Source organism: Nonomuraea sp. NPDC005650 (assembly GCF_040605375.1).
In the GTDB taxonomy this organism is placed as follows: domain Bacteria; phylum Actinomycetota; class Actinomycetes; order Streptosporangiales; family Streptosporangiaceae; genus Nonomuraea.
Genome location: NZ_JBEXCR010000015.1, coordinates 57166 through 73422, shown reverse-complemented (window position 1 = coordinate 73422; position 16257 = coordinate 57166). Strand labels below are relative to the sequence as shown.

General features: G+C 70.6%; 15 protein-coding genes. 6 read left to right on the top strand and 9 right to left on the bottom strand.

The genetic code is table 11. The features are described 5' to 3' along the window. Position 1: 1 nt before the first annotated feature. Positions 2 to 724 (top strand): methyltransferase, encoded by a 723-nt coding sequence (locus ABZS69_RS25850; RefSeq protein ID WP_355376998.1) that lies wholly within the window; start codon positions 2 to 4, stop codon positions 722 to 724. Here ABZS69_RS25850 and ABZS69_RS25845 read toward each other — a convergent pair. The 4 genes from ABZS69_RS25845 to ABZS69_RS25830 all read right to left on the bottom strand — a co-directional run bounded on the left by ABZS69_RS25845 (position 703) and on the right by ABZS69_RS25830 (position 6331). Further along, positions 703 to 2790 carry an MMPL family transporter gene (locus ABZS69_RS25845; protein WP_355376996.1) on the bottom strand — a complete coding sequence of 696 codons (2088 nt, stop codon included), beginning with the start codon at positions 2788 to 2790 and terminating at the stop codon, positions 703 to 705. The genes ABZS69_RS25850 and ABZS69_RS25845 overlap by 22 nt on opposite strands. A gap of 289 nt (positions 2791 to 3079) precedes the next feature. Next, on the bottom strand, positions 3080 to 3967 hold the full coding sequence (locus tag ABZS69_RS25840) for an SDR family oxidoreductase (RefSeq protein WP_355376994.1): 888 nt from the start codon (positions 3965 to 3967) through the stop codon (positions 3080 to 3082). Between the two features lie 2 nt (positions 3968 to 3969). Then, complete coding sequence (locus ABZS69_RS25835; protein ID WP_355376992.1) at positions 3970 to 5211, bottom strand: MFS transporter; 1242 nt, start codon at positions 5209 to 5211, stop codon at positions 3970 to 3972. Between the two features lie 97 nt (positions 5212 to 5308). Continuing rightward, positions 5309 to 6331, bottom strand: coding sequence for a hypothetical protein (locus ABZS69_RS25830; protein WP_355376991.1), 1023 nt, complete (start codon positions 6329 to 6331; stop codon positions 5309 to 5311). A 104-nt stretch (positions 6332 to 6435) separates the two neighbouring features. Between ABZS69_RS25830 and ABZS69_RS25825 the strand changes: the two genes are divergently transcribed. After that, positions 6436 to 6960 (top strand): SigE family RNA polymerase sigma factor, encoded by a 525-nt coding sequence (locus ABZS69_RS25825; protein WP_355376989.1) that lies wholly within the window; start codon positions 6436 to 6438, stop codon positions 6958 to 6960. Further along, the gene (locus ABZS69_RS25820; RefSeq protein ID WP_355376988.1) at positions 6957 to 8108 is read left to right on the top strand and encodes a hypothetical protein; all 1152 of its coding nucleotides are present in this window, start codon (positions 6957 to 6959) and stop codon (positions 8106 to 8108) included. Before ABZS69_RS25825 ends, ABZS69_RS25820 begins: the two co-directional genes overlap by 4 nt. Here ABZS69_RS25820 and ABZS69_RS25815 read toward each other — a convergent pair. Beyond that, on the bottom strand, positions 8105 to 9373 hold the full coding sequence (locus ABZS69_RS25815) for an MATE family efflux transporter (protein WP_355376986.1): 1269 nt from the start codon (positions 9371 to 9373) through the stop codon (positions 8105 to 8107). The two genes, ABZS69_RS25820 and ABZS69_RS25815, sit on opposite strands and share 4 nt — an antisense overlap. Before the next feature lie 87 nt (positions 9374 to 9460). Between ABZS69_RS25815 and ABZS69_RS25810 the strand changes: the two genes are divergently transcribed. Continuing rightward, positions 9461 to 10429 (top strand): aldo/keto reductase, encoded by a 969-nt coding sequence (locus ABZS69_RS25810; RefSeq protein ID WP_355376985.1) that lies wholly within the window; start codon positions 9461 to 9463, stop codon positions 10427 to 10429. A gap of 95 nt (positions 10430 to 10524) precedes the next feature. Here ABZS69_RS25810 and thpR read toward each other — a convergent pair whose 3' ends face one another. The 4 genes from thpR to ABZS69_RS25790 form a co-directional block, all read right to left on the bottom strand. Further along, the gene (thpR, locus tag ABZS69_RS25805) at positions 10525 to 11082 is read right to left on the bottom strand and encodes an RNA 2',3'-cyclic phosphodiesterase (RefSeq protein ID WP_355376983.1); all 558 of its coding nucleotides are present in this window, start codon (positions 11080 to 11082) and stop codon (positions 10525 to 10527) included. Between the two features lie 51 nt (positions 11083 to 11133). Continuing rightward, positions 11134 to 12357 (bottom strand): MFS transporter, encoded by a 1224-nt coding sequence (locus ABZS69_RS25800; protein WP_355376982.1) that lies wholly within the window; start codon positions 12355 to 12357, stop codon positions 11134 to 11136. A gap of 23 nt (positions 12358 to 12380) precedes the next feature. Further along, positions 12381 to 12833 carry a MarR family transcriptional regulator gene (locus ABZS69_RS25795; RefSeq protein ID WP_355376980.1) on the bottom strand — a complete coding sequence of 151 codons (453 nt, stop codon included), beginning with the start codon at positions 12831 to 12833 and terminating at the stop codon, positions 12381 to 12383. A 118-nt stretch (positions 12834 to 12951) separates the two neighbouring features. Beyond that, complete coding sequence (locus tag ABZS69_RS25790) at positions 12952 to 14394, bottom strand: NCS2 family permease (RefSeq protein ID WP_355376978.1); 1443 nt, start codon at positions 14392 to 14394, stop codon at positions 12952 to 12954. 83 nt (positions 14395 to 14477) lie between these two features. On the opposite strand from ABZS69_RS25790, the gene ABZS69_RS25785 reads away from it, so the two are divergent. Both ABZS69_RS25785 and ABZS69_RS25780 read left to right on the top strand, forming a co-directional pair. Continuing rightward, positions 14478 to 14687, top strand: coding sequence for a DUF2530 domain-containing protein (locus ABZS69_RS25785; RefSeq protein ID WP_355376976.1), 210 nt, complete (start codon positions 14478 to 14480; stop codon positions 14685 to 14687). Positions 14688 to 14780: 93 nt separating this feature from the next. Continuing rightward, a complete protein-coding gene (locus ABZS69_RS25780) occupies positions 14781 to 16229 on the top strand; it encodes an alpha/beta hydrolase (protein ID WP_355376974.1) in 1449 nt (482 codons plus the stop codon). Positions 16230 to 16257: the final 28 nt, after the last annotated feature.

Below are 16257 nucleotides of genomic sequence, written 5' to 3'. Positions count from 1 at the left end.
CATGCTCGTCTCAGTCCACCGCGCCTCGGCGGTGCGGCGTTTCGTGGTCGTCAGCCTCGGCATGTCCGGGCTGCGGCTGGACGGCTCTCACCGCGTGGCGCGCGTCGCCCTGTTCGCGGGGATGCTCCTGCTGTACTACCTCGTCGTCCTGCCTGCCGTCACACCCTCCCTGGCCTGCTGGTACGCGGTCGCGGTCTGGATCCTGTACTACGGCGGGCTGAGCCTGGTGCTCGGCGGCCCGGGGCGGCGCCGGCTCGCCGGCCGCTTCGGCGAGGCGCGGGCCCTGCCGATCTACGAGACGGGTCTCGGCGTGCTGTTCTGCAACCAGGGCTTCGCGCAGGCCGTCGTCGTCTACGCCTTCGGTGACAGCCTGCCCTCGGCCGTGCCGGTCTGGGCCAGCTACCTGGCGGGCGCGGCGCTCATGGCGGCCGGACTCACGTGCAAGACCTGGGCCGGGTACGTGGCGGGGCTGGACACCTACTACTGCCACGACATGTTCCGCGGCACGGCCGCCCCCGGCCAGTTCGTCGTCTCCGGCCCCTATCGCTACCTGAGCAACCCGATGTACAGCGTCGGCAACCTGCACGCCTACGGCTTCGCCCTGTGGTCGCGCTCGCTGGAGGGCCTGGTCTGCGCGGCGCTCTACCAGATCGGCATCTACGCCTTCTACTACCTCTTCGAGCGCCCGTTCATCAAGCGCGTCTATTCCGCGACCACCACCTGACGCACGCGCCGCGCCCACAGCCGGGGCAGCCACCAGTTGCGCTCGCCGAACAGCCGCATGAGCGCCGGCACCAGGACCATGCGGACGAGCGTCGCGTCGAGGATGATGGCCGCGCCGACGGCGAACCCGGCCTGCTGGTGATCCGCCCGATGGGTGAGCAGCAGGCCGAAGAATGTGGTGGCCATGACGGCGGCGGCCAGCGTGATGGGATGGGCGGTGTGCCGGATGCCTTCGATCACCGCCTCAGTGTTGTCGCCGGTGGCCCGGTGGTGCTCGGCGATGCGGTGGGTGAGGAAGACCTCGTAGTCGAGCGACAGCCCGAACACCAGGGTGAAGGCGAGCAGCGGCAGGGCCACGTCCACCGTCCCCGCCTCGCCCACGTGCTGGAACAGCAGGGTGAGCAGCCCGAAGGCCGCGCCGATCGACAGCAGGTTCATGCAGATGGCCTTGACCGGGATCAGCAGGCTGCGGAACATCAGCATGAGCAGCACGAACGAGCTGCCCAGCACCAGCGCGAGCACCTGCCACAGGCACGTGCGGAACTCCTCCGTCAGGTCGGCGAGCAGCGCCGCCGCCCCCGTTGCCAGCAGCTCCTGGTCCGGCGGGAGATGCCGGCCGGCGAGCTCGCGCATGTGCTGCTGCAGGGCGGCGGAGTGGGCGCTGTCGGGCGCGTGGCGTTCGACGACCGACAGCGCGGTCAGGTTCCGGCCGTTGTCCATGACCGTGACCTGCGCCACGCGCGGGTCCGCGCGCAGCGCGGCCACCAGCGGGCGCGTCTCGACCGGCGCGGCCCCGTCCTGGCGCGGCAGGGCGAGCGTCGTCGTGCTCGCCAGCCCGTCGCCCTCCATCCGGGCCAGCGCCCGCCCGAGGTCGGAGTGCGCGATGGAGGAGCTCTCGTAGTGCATGCCCAGCCGGAGGCCCGCGAGCGGGGCCGAGGCCAGCAGCATGACGGAGGTCACGCCGAGCACGTAGCGCCACGGGTGGCGCATCAGGTGCCGTGCCCAAGTCACCCACCTCGGTGTCGTCCCAGCCTGGCGCCGCCGGGGCAGGCGTCCCCAGCCGAGCAGGCGGTCCAGTTTCGGCAGCAGCGCCGGCAGGAGCGTCAGCGCGGCCGTCATCGTGACGGCCGTGCCGAGCATGCTCGCCACGGCTATGGTCCGTACGACGGGCGCGGGGACGACGAACAGGCTCGCGCACGCGAGCAGGATCGCGACCGCGCACCAGGCCACCGTCGAGCCCGCGGTGGCCATGGCCCCGCCCACGGCCGTCCGGGGGTCGTCGCCGGCGGCGCGGGCCTGGCGGTAACGCAACATGATCAGCAGGGTGTAGTCGAGGCCCAGCCCGAGGCAGAGGGTGCAGATGACGGTGACCACCGTCGAGTCGATCCCGGCCAGCGCCGCGAGCCCGGCCAGCACGGCCAGGCTCGCCAGGATCGCCGCCGCGGCCACGAGCAGCGGGACGACGGCGGCGCCCACCGCGCCCAGGCCGAGCACGAGGATCAGCAGGGCCGCGGGGACGGTGACGATCTCGGCCGTGCGCAGGTCGTCGATCCCGGCGCGGTTGAGCTCCTCGTACGTCGCGCTCGTGCTGACCGGCGTGACCGTGACGACGCCCGCGGACGCCTGCCGTACGGCGTCGCGCACGGCGGCCCGCTGGGCCTCCAGCCGTTGACGGCGGCCGGCCTCGTCGCCGGAGACGCCCGCCGTCACGTACGCGTGGCGCGGGTCCTGGCCGGGCAGGGGCCGCATCCGCTGGACGGCGCCGATCTCAGGGCGGGCGGCCAGCGCCCTGGTCGCGGCGGCGATCGTGTGGCGGTAGCGCGGGTCCGAGGCGGCCCACCACGGCGAGTCGAACGCCAGCACCAGCCGCTCGGCGCCCAGGCCGGGGAATTCGCGTGCCAGCATGGCCGTGGCCCGCTGTGACGGGGAGCCCTCGATCTCCCACGCGGGCGGCTTCAGCCGCTGCTGCAACTGCGGGAGCAGGAGCAGCGACAGCGCGGCCACGGCCAGCCAGATCGCCGTCACCAGCCGGCCGTGATCGGCGATCGCCACACCTGCCCGGGTCATCAGGGCGCGGCGTCTCCCGCCTCTGCCCTGAGGCACGAAGTCACGCTGCCACACGGGCGGCCGCCCCTCCTGGTTGCTCGATCAACGGAATGACCACTGATAGTAATCGATCGAGCACTAAAAGCGATCATCTCTGACGTGGGTCAGGGCGGGGGATTGCGACGGCGTCGTACGGCGTGTCCGGGGTCGGCGGCGTGTCGAAGCGGGCGTTCGGGAGATACAGCCGGGCCCCGTAGGCGGCCACGGTCGCCGGCGGCGAGGATCGCGCCAAGTGCCCCGATCGATCTGGTCATCTGTCGTCTCCGGTCGGGGCGAACGCCGTGGCGTGGTCGCGGGCGAAGTCGGCGATGCCGCGCGGGGGGCGGCCGAGCAGGCCGGCGACCGTGTCGGTGGTGAAGTCGCCCCAGCCGGAGGCGTACGCCTGCGCGTACTCCTCCAGCATGTCGACGATCCAGTCCGGGACGCCGTAGCCGAGCAGCGTCTTGCGCTTGGCGTCGTCGCCGACCGGCAGGTACGCGACGGGCCTGCCGAGAGCCAGCCCCAGTTGGTCGGCGACCTCGTCGAACGTCAGCGAGCGCGGCCCGGTCAGCGTGTACGTCCGGCCGTGGTGGCGCTCCGGGTCGTCGAGGAGCACGCGGGCGGCGCACTCGGCGAGGTCGCGCACGTCGATCATGCCGATCCGGGCCGAGGCCAGGTTCAGCGAGAACGTGCCGGTGGCGGCGATGTCGCCCGCCTCGTTCAGCAGGTTCTGCATGAACCAGTGCGGACGCAGGATCGTCCAGCGCAGGCCCCACCGTTCGAGCTCCCGGTCGGACAGCGCGTGCAGCCTGCCGCTGCGGTTCGGCGCGTCGTGCGCCGCGCCGACGACGGACAGGCGGACGACGCGCTCCACACCTGCCTGGCGGGCGGCCCATACGGCGTTCATGCTGTGCTCCGGGGCACGCGGGCCGTTCGGGGTCAGCAGCCACACGTCCTGCACGCCCTCGAAGGCGGGCGGCAGCGACCGGGCGTCGTCGAGATCGCCGACGAAGACCTCGGCGCCCCGCTCGACCAGGCCGTCCGCTCCGGACCCGGCGCGGACGAGAGCACGGAGGTCAACCTCGGCTCCGTTCAGCGCGTCGATCAGCGCGGTGGACACGGTCCCGGTGGCCCCGGTGATCAGTACGGTGCGTGACACGCTCATTCTCCTTTGGTGGTGACGGGGGTAGGGAGCACGGTCTCGGCGGGCTCGCCCGCCGCCCGGCCGGCGGTGACGCGTTCCAGGACCCAGAGCACGACGGTCCCGGCAGAAAGGGCGGCGCCCAGGACGAACACGCCGGTCCAGCCGCCGTGCACCCAGACCACGGACGCCAGCGCGGACCCCACCGCGCCCCCGGCGAAGAAGACGGTCAGGAAGGCGGAGTTGATCCGGTTGCGGGCCTCGGGCCGCAGCGCGAAGAGGACGTTCTGGCTGCTGTTGAGCACCGCCTGATGCGCCAGGTCCAGCACGACCACGCCGGCGAGCAGCCAGATCAGGGACTGCGCCCCTGCCGCGAGGGCCAGCCAGGACGCCACCAGCAGCACCGTCCCCGCGCCGGTCACGACCTGTACGTATCCGCGGTCGGCCAGCCGCCCCGCCACCGTGGCGGTCAGCGCGCCCACGACGCCGACCAGCCCGAACAGGCCGATGGCCGACTCCGGCCAGTCGTACGGCGACCGCGACAGCAGGAAGGTCAGCGCCGTCCACAGCACGCTGAACGAGGCCAGGCTCAACGCGCCGATACCCGCCCGCCACCGCAGCAACGGCTCGTGCCGGAACATCGCCACGGTCGAGCGCAGCAGTCCGAGGTAGGTCAGGCGTCCGCCGTCCCCGCCGAGCCGGGGCAGGAAGACGCGCAGCAGCACGGCCATCAGCGCCATCAGGGCCGCGTTCGCCCAGTAGACCGTCCGCCACCCGCCCAGCTCCGACAGCACGCCGGAGGCGGTGCGCGCCAGCAGCAGCCCCAGCATCAGCCCGGTCATCACGGTGCCGACCACCCGGCCGCGCTCGGCCGGGTCTGCCAGCGTGGCCGCGAACGGCACCACGACCTGCGCTCCCACCGAGGTCAGCGCGGTCAGGGCGGCACCGGCCAGGAGCACCGTGCCGTTGGGGGCGGTGGCCGACACCAGCAGGAACACTGCGGTCGCCGCATAGAGCGACACCGCCAGCCGCCGCCGCTCCACGAGATCGCCGAGCGGCACCAGCAGGATCAGCCCCAGTGCGTACCCGCCCTGTGCGGCCGTCACCACCAGCGCCGCCTGCGACGGCCCGACGTCCAGCTCCCGGCCGATCAGGTCGAGCAGTGGTTGCGCGAAGTAATTACCGGCGACCGCCAGGCCGGTCGCCACTGACATGAGGAGGAGCAGCCCGCGCGACAGGCGGCCGTCCGCATGAGGTCTCATCGCCGTCATGCCGACAGCCTCGGGGATGGGGGATCAATGAGTCCAACGCATGTTTTTCATCGGAACGATCGTGTTTCACGATTGATCCGGGATGGGGTCAGCGGGTGCGGCGGGCGATGAAGGTGATGGTGCCCACGGCGGTCGCGGCGGCGGCGACCCAGATCAGGATGTCCTTGATCGTTAAGCCGGTCGTGTCCGTGTCGACGGCCGCCCGGGAGGCCGTGCCCGCGTCCTGTGCGGGTGTCTGCGGCGCCGCCGACGCCGGGCTGGGGGTGGTGGCAGGACGGGCGGCCGCGGGGATCGTGACGCGGTAGACCGGGCTCTTGGCCCCCTCCGAGCCCGTGAGGAGGGACTTGCCGTCCGCCGTGTACGCGATCGACTCCGCCTGCCGCAGCTCCGGCATCGACACCCTGGTGATCATCTTGCCCGACGGGCTGTAGATGGTGGCGGAGAAGTAGGTGCGGACGACGTACGAGGAGCCGTCGGGGGCGTAGGCGGCGTCCGTGGCCATGAGAGGGGCGACGGCCACCTTGCGCAGGACGTTCGTCCTGTCGGTGCGGAGCTTCTTCGGCGCGGCGTAGACGGATCCCGCGAACTCCTTGGACACCACGTAGAGGCGGCCCGTCCGAGGGTTGATCATGATGCCTTCCGCGTTGCGGCCGCCGTCGGCGTAGCGGAAGCGGTAGCGGGTCGCGGGCAGGGTGGCGTCCTTGAGGGTCTGCGGCTCCACCACGCGGTAGATCGAGACGTCCGGCCAGGCCCCGTTCAGGTTGTCGCCGATGTCCGCGAACCACAGCGTGGCCTGCCCCGTGACCGGGTCCTTGGTGGCGGCCATCGCCTCCCAGTCTCTCGCCTGGGCGCCCCGCACCTGGAAGGTGGCCCGCGTGCGCCCCTTGCCGTCCACGGCGTAGAAGGTGGGGCTGGCGGCGCTGTCGTTGTGCGTGTAATAGATGCCCTGGTGCATCGGCGAGACGGCCAGCCCGCTGGACTCCGTGATCTTGGGGTCCTTGAAGGTGAAAAGCTTCTCCATCCCCTCGTCCGCCACCGCCGCACGGGCGGGAACAGCGAACAACGCGCAGGTGGCCATCATCACGACCCCTGCGGCGGCCAGCGCCCTCATCACTCCATCCCCCACTCCGACATCATGCCCCACGAGTCGCCCTTCAAGGCTGACCTCCAACGCCGTCGCTCGTGTCCGCGTTGATAGCGGGTGAAAGGAGTGGCATGGACCCATATGAGGGCTTCAAGGAGTTCGTCCGTGGTCGCCAGCACGCGCTGATGCGCACCGCGTACCTGCTCACCGGCGACGCCCCGCAGGCCGAGGACCTGCTGCAGACCGTTCTGATGCGTACGGCCAGGCACTGGAGGAAGCTGGCGAAAGACGGCAATCCGGAGGCGTACGTACGCAGGGCGCTCGTCAACGAGCACATCTCCTGGCGGCGGCGCAGGCGTGCGGAGACTCTCACCGCGCTGCCGCCGGAGACCGAGCCCGGGCCCGCCCCCGGGGACGAGAGCCTGCACCGGATGGCGCTGCAGCGGGCCCTCCTGCGGCTGACGCCGCGGCAACGGGCCGTGCTGGTGCTGCGGTACTACGAGGACCGCAGCATCGACGAGACCGCCGACCTGCTCGGCTGCTCGCCCGGCACGGTCAAGAGCCAGACCAGCCACGCGCTCGGCCGCTTACGCGTCCTGGCCCCCGAGCTGGCCGATCTGCTCCACGACGTCGACCCCGAGGAGGTCTGCAGATGACCCGGTTCCGTGACGAACTCCAGCTGATCGCCGCCCAGGCGCCCGAGGTCGATCTGGCCGAGCGGGTCGTGCGGGGGGCGCGCAGGCGGAAGGCGGCGACGCTCGGCTCGGCGCTGGCGTCGCTGGTCGCGGCGGCGCTCACGGCCACCGTCCTGATCTCCGCCCCGGGCGGCGCCTCGATGACCAGCGGCGAGATCGCGAACGTGCTGCCCGCCTCCGGCGTGGACCCGGCCGCGTACGCGTACTACGACTTCTGCGGCAGGAAATGGGACTACCGGAAGAACACCAAGAGCTTCGGCAAGGAATGCGCCCAGTGGCGGCTGGTGACCAGCACCGGCGGGAGCTTCCGGATGCCCGAGGCGCTCAGCGTGTACACCGAGCAGACCCCCGAGAACTACATGAACACCGGCGGCCCCCTGACGATCTCCTCGGACGGGAAGCGGGTGGCGTACTACAGCGAGAAGGACCAGAAGATCGCGGTCCGGGACCTGGCCGACGGCCGGATCCTGCTGGCCCCGCAGACCGTCACACGGGAGACGATGGTCAAGAGCGGGATGGTGCTGGTGCTCTCCCCCGACGGGCGCTTCCTCGGCCTGCTGGGCCGGACGAGCGCCGTGGTGGACATGGAGACGGGCCAGGTGACCGAGATCCCCGAGGGCTGGTACGCGCGGCGGATCGGCAACGGCGGGAGCCCGGTCGTGGTCAGCGACGACAAGGACCGGCTGGGGCTGTTCGACGACGGGAAGGTGACGCCGTTGAACAAGACGTCGCGGCAGGTCAGCGAGCTGTCCGCGGACGGGCGCACGGTGGCCTACCTCGACGGCGAGGAGATCAAGGACCATTTCGTGACCCGCCCCGTCGACACGATCGTCACGCTCGACGTCACCACTGGCAAGATCCTTTCCAGGGCCGAGTTCACCGACGTCCCGAAGAACGTCCGCAGCCCGCGCATCGGCGGCTGGCACAGCCCCACGGAAGTGGTGATCAGCGACACGGCGAGCGCCGGGTCCTGGGGGGGCAAGCCGGGCGGCGTGCCCACCCTGGGCGAGGTCACGTACGCGATCGACGTCAACACCGGCCGGATCCGCAAGCTCGCCGAGTACACGTACAAAGCCTGGGCGGGCGACCTGTCCCTCCCGGGTTTCTAGCCGACGAGGACCCGGCCCACCCTGGCGCTGTGGCGGTGGAAGCCGGTGCCCTGGAGCACCACCAGGAGCCCGTTGGCCACCGCCATGGCCACCCACAGGCCGGTGATCCCCCAGGTCCTGGCCACGGGTACGGCGGCCGCGACCAGCAGCCCGTAACCGATCGCGAAGTACGACAGGCTGGCCGCGGACCGCTTGAGCGCGGTGAGGCCGAAGCCCGGCACCGCCTGGGCCGCGTCCAGCAGCGACGCCAGCAGCATGAGCGGCAGCAGCCCCAGCACGCGCGCCCGCACCGCGGCGTCGTCGCTGAACAGCGTCAGCAACTGCTCCCCGAACGCGAGCAGCAGGCCCGCCCCGGTGAGCGTCCCCATGACGGCGAGCAGGGCCGCGGTCCGGTTGGCCTTCCGCGCGCCCGCCGGGTCGGGGGCGCGGGCCACCTCCGGCACCGCGGCCTGGGCGACGGAGAGCGAGGCCATCATGATGAAGCCGGTGAGCGTGGTCAGCACCGCGTGGGCGGCGGTGTCGCGGGTGCTGGTGGTGCCGGCCGCGAAAGTGACGACCCCGAGCACGCCGAACTTGATGAGCACGGTCCCGGCCAGCGGGATGCTGACCTTCGCCAGCGCGACGATCTCGCCGATCCGCGGCCTGGCCCGCCCGACGGGGCTCCCCAGCGCGCGCCGCACGCCGTAGGTCGCCACGAGCGCCGCCGCCGTGCCCGAGACGACCCAGGCCAGCCCCACGCCGGTGAGCCCGAGCGGCGGCACCAATACGACGGTGAGCCCGCCCAGCACCACGCCGGAGACCAGCGTCGGCCAGAGCACGCTGCGGGTGCGCCCGAGCGCGATCAGGATGGTGCTCGAACCGCCCGTGGAGGCCAAGACCAGGAGGGACACCGCGAGCAGGTACGGCAGCAGGCCCATCTCGCGCACCACCTCGCCGGGCACCCCGGTGGCGCTCGCGATCAGCGGCACGCAGACCACGGCGAACGCGCCGACCAGGCCGGTGGCCAGGCTGAGCCAGCGCGCGTCCCGCACGATCGGCACCGCCGCCGCCGGATCGTCCCGGTACGGGGCCACGAACGGACCGAGCCCGCGCAGCGCGCCCTGCACCGCGGCGCTGGCGGGGTTGAGCACGGCGGTCACGACCGCGAACGCGGCCAGGGTGACCGTGTCATGCTTGCCGAGCACCGAGGTGACCACCAGGGAGCCGGCCATGCCCGCTACCATCGCGAGGAACAGCGGCACGGCGGCCCGAAGTAAAGCGATCATCAAGCGCGGATGTCCGTCGGCGCTTCATCCGAGATCATGGACCTACTGTATGGCCTGGAGTGCACTCCAGGTCTTTAGGGTTGAGTCATGGATTACGTCAACCTCGGACGCAGTGGCCTCCAGGTGAGTCCGCTCTGCCTCGGCACCATGAACTTCGGCCCCCTGACCTCGGAGGAAGACTCCTTCGCGATCATGGACCGGGCCCTGGAGCTGGGGATCAACTTCTTCGACACGGCCAACGTGTACGGCTGGAAGCTGGGCGAGGGCATCACCGAGCAGATCATCGGCCGGTGGTTCGCCCAGGGCGGCGGGCGCCGGGAGAAGACCGTCATCGCGACGAAGCTCAACGGCAAGATGAGCGACTGGCCCAACGACCAGAAGCTGTCCGCCCTGAACATCCGCAGGGCCTGCGACGCCTCGCTGAAGCGGCTGCAGACCGACTACATCGACATCTACCAGGCGCACCACGTCGACCGGGACACCCCGTACGAGGAGTTCTGGGAGGCGATGGACGTCCTGCGCCAGCAGGGCAAGATCATCTACGTGGGGTCGTCCAACTTCGCCGGCTGGCACATCGCCAAGGCCCAGGAGGCGGCCGCCCGGCGTAACGTCAACGGCCTCATCAGCGAGCAGTCCCACTACAACCTGCTCACCCGCTCGGTCGAGCTGGAAGTGCTGCCCGCGTGCGAGGACTACGGGCTCGGCGTGATCCCGTGGAGCCCGCTGGCCGGCGGCCTGCTCGGCGGCGTGCTGCGCAAGATCGACAAGGGCCGCTCGGCCTCCGAGCACATGGTCAAGCAGCTCGACAAGCACCGCGACAAGATCGAGCAGTACGAGAAGCTCTGCGACGAGCTGGGCGAGGACCCGGCGTACGTGGCCCTGGCCTGGCTGCTCAAGCAGCGGGCGGTCGCCGCGCCGATCATCGGCCCGCGCACCCTGGAGCAGCTCGAGGGCAGCCTGCGCACCCTGGAGATCGACCTCGACGAGGCCACGCTGGCCCGCATCGACGAGATCTTCCCCGGCCACAAGACGGCCCCGGAGGACTACGCCTGGTAGGTCAGCTCACCAGGGCGCCGATGACGACGATGAGCAGGAGCAGGCCGAGCACAATGGGCAGCAGCCAACTGCGAGGACGATCCACGGTCTGGAGCCTAGCTCTGCCCGGAGGGTGCGAGCGCCCATTCGGCGAGTGACTCGTACCTCACCTGGGGCCCAGTGTGACTGCGGACGAGACGGACCTGCTCCGCCCGCCACGGCGAGCCGCTGAACTCGGACAGCGACTCGACCAGCGGGCGCAGGTCCGTCTCCGTCTTCGCGCGGGCGAGCGTGAGATGCGGGTGGAACCGTTTCTCATCGGTCTGTACGGCCCCGGCGCGCCGGGCGCCCGCCTTGACGGAGTCCGCCAGCCTGGTCATGGAGTCGCCCGTGACGCCCACCCAGAAGACCCTGGCCCGGCGGGCGGAGGAGAAGGCGCCGAAGCCGGCGAAGGCGAGGTCGAGGACGCTGTAGCGGTGTACGGCGCGGGACAGGCGCTCCTCCATCTCGGGCAGCACCTGCTCGGGCACCTCGCCGAAGAAGCCCAGCGTGATGTGCCAGGTGGCGCGATCCGGCCAGCGCAGCCCCGGCACCTGCCCGACGTGCGGCGCGATGGCGCGCGAGATCTCGTCCAGGACCTCGTCGGGCGGCACCAGCGCCGCGAACAGCCTCATACGACTTGATTCTCCCCTGCCCGCACGCCGCCCCGAGCCCCAGGGTGGGGCTCAGGCGACGGCGAGCGCGGGCTTCGCGACGCGGGCGCTGATCAGGCGCGTCACCAGCAGCGCCAGCCCGGTGCCGACCAGCACCAGCACGCCGGACAGGATCACGCCCGCGCGCGGCCCGCCCAGCTCGGACAGCCAGCCGATCAGCGGCGCGCCCACGGGAGCCCCGCCGGTGAAGACCAGCATGTAGATCCCCATGACCCGGCCCCGCATGTCCGGCGACGTGGCGATCTGGACGCTGGCGTTCGCGGCCGTGTTGATGGTGATCAGCGCGATCCCGGTCGGGATCAGCAGCAGCAGGTAGACGGGGTAGAACGGGGCCAGCCCGCTGGCGATCTGGAAGAGCCCGAAGCCGAGCGCCCCGGCCATCAGGACCTTGCGTGACAGGCGTGCCCGGCGCGCCGCGAGCAGCGCGCCGCCGAGCGCGCCCACCGCGAACATGCTGGAGGCCAGCCCGAACGAGGACGCCCCGGCCTTGAACACCTCGCGGGCCATGAGCGCGATCGACATCGAGAACGACTGCGAGAACATCGACACGAACCCGATCAGCAGCACCGGCATGAGCAGCTCTTCGCGCTCGATCACGTACCGCAGCCCCTCGCGGAGCTGGCCCTTGGCCCTGGGCACGGGCGCGGCGGGGTTCAGCTCGGACTTGCGCATGAAGACCAGGCTGGAGATCACCGCGCCGAAGGTCGTCGCGTTGATCAGGAAGATGGGGCCCGTGCCGCCGAGCACGTAGATCAGCACACCGGCGAGCGCCGGGCCGACCACGCGGGCGAGGTTGAAGATGGAGCTGTTCAGCGCGATGGCGTTGGACAGGTCTTGCCGGCCGACCATCTCGACCACGAACGCCTGCCGCGTGGGCACCTCGACGCAGGAGATCAGGCCGAGCAGGAACGCCATCACGTACACGTGCCAGACCTGGGCCGAGCCCGTCATGGTGAGCACGCCGATGGTCAGCGCCAGCGTGGCCATGAGCGTCTGGGCGGCGATGAGGATGGGGCGCTTGGGGTAGCGGTCGGCGAGCACGCCGCCGAACATCCCGAAGATCAGCATCGGCAGGAACTGCAGCGCGGTCGCCGTTCCGAGCGCCGCCGCGCTGCCGTGGGTGAGGTCGAGCACCAGCCAGTCCTGGGCGGTGCGCTGCAGCCAGGTGCCGACGTTGGAGACGATGCCACCGGCCGCGAACATGCGGTAGTTAGGAATCCTGAGCGACCGGAACATCCCGGTCTTGGGTTCTTCAGGCTCTATATCCTGCTGAGCTTCTCCAGAATCGGCGCCGCCTGCCGCAGCACCGCCCGCTCCTCCGGCGAGAGCTCCTTCAGCCGCTGCGTCAGCCACGCCTCCTTGCGGCGGCGCTCCTCCTTCAGCAGCTTCTCGGCGGCCTCGGTGATCGTCACGGTCACCTGTCGCCGGTCGGTCGGATGCGGGCTGCGCGAGACCAGGCCGCGCTCCTCTAGGGCGGCGATCACGCGCGTCATCGAGGGTGGCTGAACCTTCTCGAGCTCGGCCAATTCGCCGGGGGTTATCCCGGAATGCCGTTCCACCGCGGCGAGCGTCGCGAACTGCGTGGGAGTCAGCGAGTGGGCTGCCGCCTGTCGTCGTAGGCGCCTGGTCAGCCTTGCCATTGAGACGCGCAGGGCTGAAGCCAGGCCTGCGTCGCTGCGCAGGTCCGTCTTGGGCTGGGGTTTGGTTAGCATGTGTCATTACCTTTGCTAACTATACGGCATGTCGAGAAATTTCCGAAAGTAAATATCTGGTACCTCCTTGGTACCTCGAAGCCGCCCCGCTCGCGCAGGGCGGCTTCGGGGGGCGTGCTCAGACTCCGAAGAGCACCCGGATCGGCCCGATCGCGAAGTACAGGACGAACAGGATCGTGACCCCCCACAGCAGCGGGTGGATCTCGCGCGCCTTGCCCCGCACGACCTTGATCAGCACGTAGCTGATGAAGCCGGCGCCGATGCCGTTGGAGATCGAGTACGTGAACGGCATGATCACGACGGTGAGGAACGCCGGGATCGCGATCTCGAAGTCGTCCCAGTCGATGTCGCGGATCGAGGTCATCATCAGGAAGCCGACCACGACCAGCGCGGGCGCGGCGGCCTCATAGGGGACGACCGTGACGAGCGGCGCGAAGAAGATCGCCAGGAGGAACAGCAACCCGGTGACCACGCTGGCCAGACCGGTGCGCGCGCCCTCGCCGACGCCCGCGGCCGACTCGATGTAGGTGGTGTTGGAGGAGACGGAGCCCGCGCCGCCGACCGCCGCGCCGATCGAGTCGACGAGCAGGATCTCCCTGGTACGCGGCAGCGTGCCGTCCTCCTGCACCAGGCCCGCCTGGCGGCCGACGCCCACGATGGTGCCCATGGTGTCGAAGAAGTCCGTGATGAGCAGGGTGAAGACGAACAGCACGGCCAGCAGCACCGAGATCCGGCTGAACGCACCGAACGGGTCGAACTCCGTGAACAGCGTGAGCGGGTTGTGGAAGCCGAAGATCTGGTCGGGGACCGCCGGGACGTTCAGCTGCCAGCCGCCGGGGTTCTTGGCCGAGAACTGGCCGGACTTGGTGATCAGCTCCACGACGATGGCCAGCACGGTGGTGCCGACGATGCCGATCAGGATGGCGCCCTTGACCTTGCGGGCCACCATCACGGCCGTGACGAGCAGGCCGACCACGAACACGAAGATCGGCCACGAGGTCAGGTTGCCCCCGATGCCCATCTCCAGGGGCGGCCCGGCGGGCACGCGCCGCACGAAGCCGGCGTCCACGAAGCCGATCAACGCGATGAACAGGCCGATGCCCACGCTGATGGCGGTCTTGAGCTGGGCCGGGATGGCGTGGAAGACCGCCGTCCGAAGCCCGGTCAGCACCAGGATCGCGATGATGACGCCTTCGAGGAAGACCAGGCCCATGGCCTCTTCCCAGGTCATCACCGAGGCGATGTTGAAGGTGACGAAGGCGTTCAGGCCCAGGCCCGCCGCCATCGCGAAGGGCACCCGGCCGACGACGCCCATGAGGATCGTCAGGATGCCCGCCACGAAGGCCGTCCCGGCGGCGACGAGCGCCACGTTGGGCGTCGTGCCGTCACCGATGACCTGGTCCTGCACGTCCGTGCCGTTGGCAATGATGATGGGGTTCAGCACCACGATGTAGGCCATGGTGAAGAACGTGGCCAGCCCGCCCCGCACCTCACGGGAGACGGTCGAGCCTCGTTGGGAGATTTGGAAGAAACGGTCGATAGCGTTACGAGTGTCGCTCACGACGCGAACAGTGACAGTCCCGGTGAGCTGGTAAAAGAGTCGGTAATGAGATCGAGACCCTATTGCAAGCTAGGCTGGACAACGTGAAGCAGTGGCACCCCGATCCGGAGCCGATCAAGACCAACGACACGCTCGCCGTCGCCGTCGGCACCGCGGTGTGGGCCGTCGCGCTCGTCGCTCTGTTGATCTTCCGTCCCGCCCCCGAGAACACCTGGTGGATCTGGACCTGCGTGACCGGGATCGGGTTCGGGCTCTTCGGCATGTGGTTCGTCCGCCGCCCGCGCCGGAACTGACATTCGTCATCCCCGGCACTTCGCCGAAGTCATCCGGATGTGGTGTTTCCACCCACTACCTCGGCTTATCCCGGCTTCAGCATGCTTGTCAGCATGAAGAAGGCCATAGGGACAGTCCTCCTGAGCGCGGTGGTCCTCGCCGGTTGCGGCACGGCCGCCCGGCCCGCCCAGGAGCCGGGTACGGTCGCCTGGAGCGCGTGCACCGACCTCATAGGCCCGGACGGCAAGCCGGCGCCCCCCGCGCCCGGCACCGAGTGCGGCAAGCTCCAGGTCCCGCTCGACCACGCCAGGCCGGACGGCGAGAAGATCGACCTCGCGCTCATCCGCGTCAAGGCCACCGGCGACCGCCTCGGCTCGCTGGTCTTCAACTTCGGCGGCCCCGGCGCCTCGGGCGTGGACACACTGGCACAGGCCGCCAGGATGTTCGGGACCCTGGGCACCCGCTACGACCTGGTCAGCTTCGACCCGCGCGGCGTCGAGCGCAGCTCCGGCGTCAAGTGCGGCGGCCAGATCGCCAAGCTCCTCGCGGCCTCGACCGAGGCCGACGGCGACCGGCTGGCCGGGGAGTTCGCGGCGGCGTGCCGTCAGGACTCCGGCAAGCTCCTGCCCCACGTCGGCACCGTGAACACCGCCAAGGACCTCGACCTGCTCAGGGCCGCGCTCGGCGACAGGAAGCTCAACTACTTCGGCCTCTCGTACGGCACGCACCTCGGCGCCGTGTACGCCACCCGGTTCCCCGGGAACGTCGGCCGCTTCGTCCTGGACAGCGCCTTCGACCCCACGGTCACGTGGGAGCAGCGGGCGGTGACGCAGGCTGAGGGCTTCAGCCACGCGTTCCAGGCGTTCGCCAAGGACTGCGTGGCGCAGAGCTGCGAGCTGGGCGCCGATCCCGCCGCCGTCGAGAAGGCGGTCCTGGGCCTGCTCGACGGGCTCAGGGACAAACCGCTCAAGGTGGGAGACCGGGAGCTCACGTACGGGCTGGGCCAGCTCGGCGTCATCACCCCGCTCTACGCCAAGGCGACCTGGCAGGTGCTGGAGCAGGCCGCCGCGGCGGCGATCAAGGGGAACGGCACGGCGCTGCTCATGCTGGCGGACGCGTACACGGGCCGCAGGGCGGACGGGACGTACGCGACGACGATGACGAGCCTGCAGGCGATCAACTGCGCCGACACCACCGAACGGCCCACAGCCGCCGACGTCGCCAAGGTCAGCGACCGGGTGGAGAAGATCTTCCCGGTGCTGTCGTTCGAGGGCTCGGGCGCCCCCTGCGCCCACTGGCCGGTGCCGGGCGACGACGCGGCCAAGCGCATCGACGCGACCGGCTCCGGGCCCATCGTGGTCATCGGCGGCAGGGGCGACCCGGCCACTCCCTACCGGTGGGCCACGCGGCTCACGGACCAGCTCAGGACCGGTGTCCTGGTCACGTACGAGGGTGAGGGCCACGGGGCCTACCTGACGGGCAACGCCTGCGTCATGCGGACGGTGGACGCGTACGTGCTGGAGGGCAAGGTGCCCGCCAAGTCCACCGCCTGCGCCGGCTGACCCTCAAGGGGAGGCACCACGGGGGCGC

Coding starts and splice junctions, on each gene's coding strand:
- ABZS69_RS25835 (WP_355376992.1), bottom strand. CDS start 5,211: ATGAGACCTCATGCGGACGGCCGCCTGTCGCGCGGGCTGCTCCTCCTC.
- ABZS69_RS25810 (WP_355376985.1), top strand. CDS start 9,461: ATGGATTACGTCAACCTCGGACGCAGTGGCCTCCAGGTGAGTCCGCTC.
- ABZS69_RS25845 (WP_355376996.1), bottom strand. CDS start 2,790: ATGACCCGGGCAGGTGTGGCGATCGCCGATCACGGCCGGCTGGTGACG.
- ABZS69_RS25820 (WP_355376988.1), top strand. CDS start 6,957: ATGACCCGGTTCCGTGACGAACTCCAGCTGATCGCCGCCCAGGCGCCC.
- ABZS69_RS25800 (WP_355376982.1), bottom strand. CDS start 12,357: ATGTTCCGGTCGCTCAGGATTCCTAACTACCGCATGTTCGCGGCCGGT.
- ABZS69_RS25830 (WP_355376991.1), bottom strand. CDS start 6,331: ATGAGGGCGCTGGCCGCCGCAGGGGTCGTGATGATGGCCACCTGCGCG.
- thpR (WP_355376983.1), bottom strand. CDS start 11,082: ATGAGGCTGTTCGCGGCGCTGGTGCCGCCCGACGAGGTCCTGGACGAG.
- ABZS69_RS25815 (WP_355376986.1), bottom strand. CDS start 9,373: ATGATCGCTTTACTTCGGGCCGCCGTGCCGCTGTTCCTCGCGATGGTA.
- ABZS69_RS25825 (WP_355376989.1), top strand. CDS start 6,436: ATGGACCCATATGAGGGCTTCAAGGAGTTCGTCCGTGGTCGCCAGCAC.
- ABZS69_RS25780 (WP_355376974.1), top strand. CDS start 14,781: ATGAAGAAGGCCATAGGGACAGTCCTCCTGAGCGCGGTGGTCCTCGCC.
- ABZS69_RS25795 (WP_355376980.1), bottom strand. CDS start 12,833: ATGCTAACCAAACCCCAGCCCAAGACGGACCTGCGCAGCGACGCAGGC.
- ABZS69_RS25850 (WP_355376998.1), top strand. CDS start 2: ATGCTCGTCTCAGTCCACCGCGCCTCGGCGGTGCGGCGTTTCGTGGTC.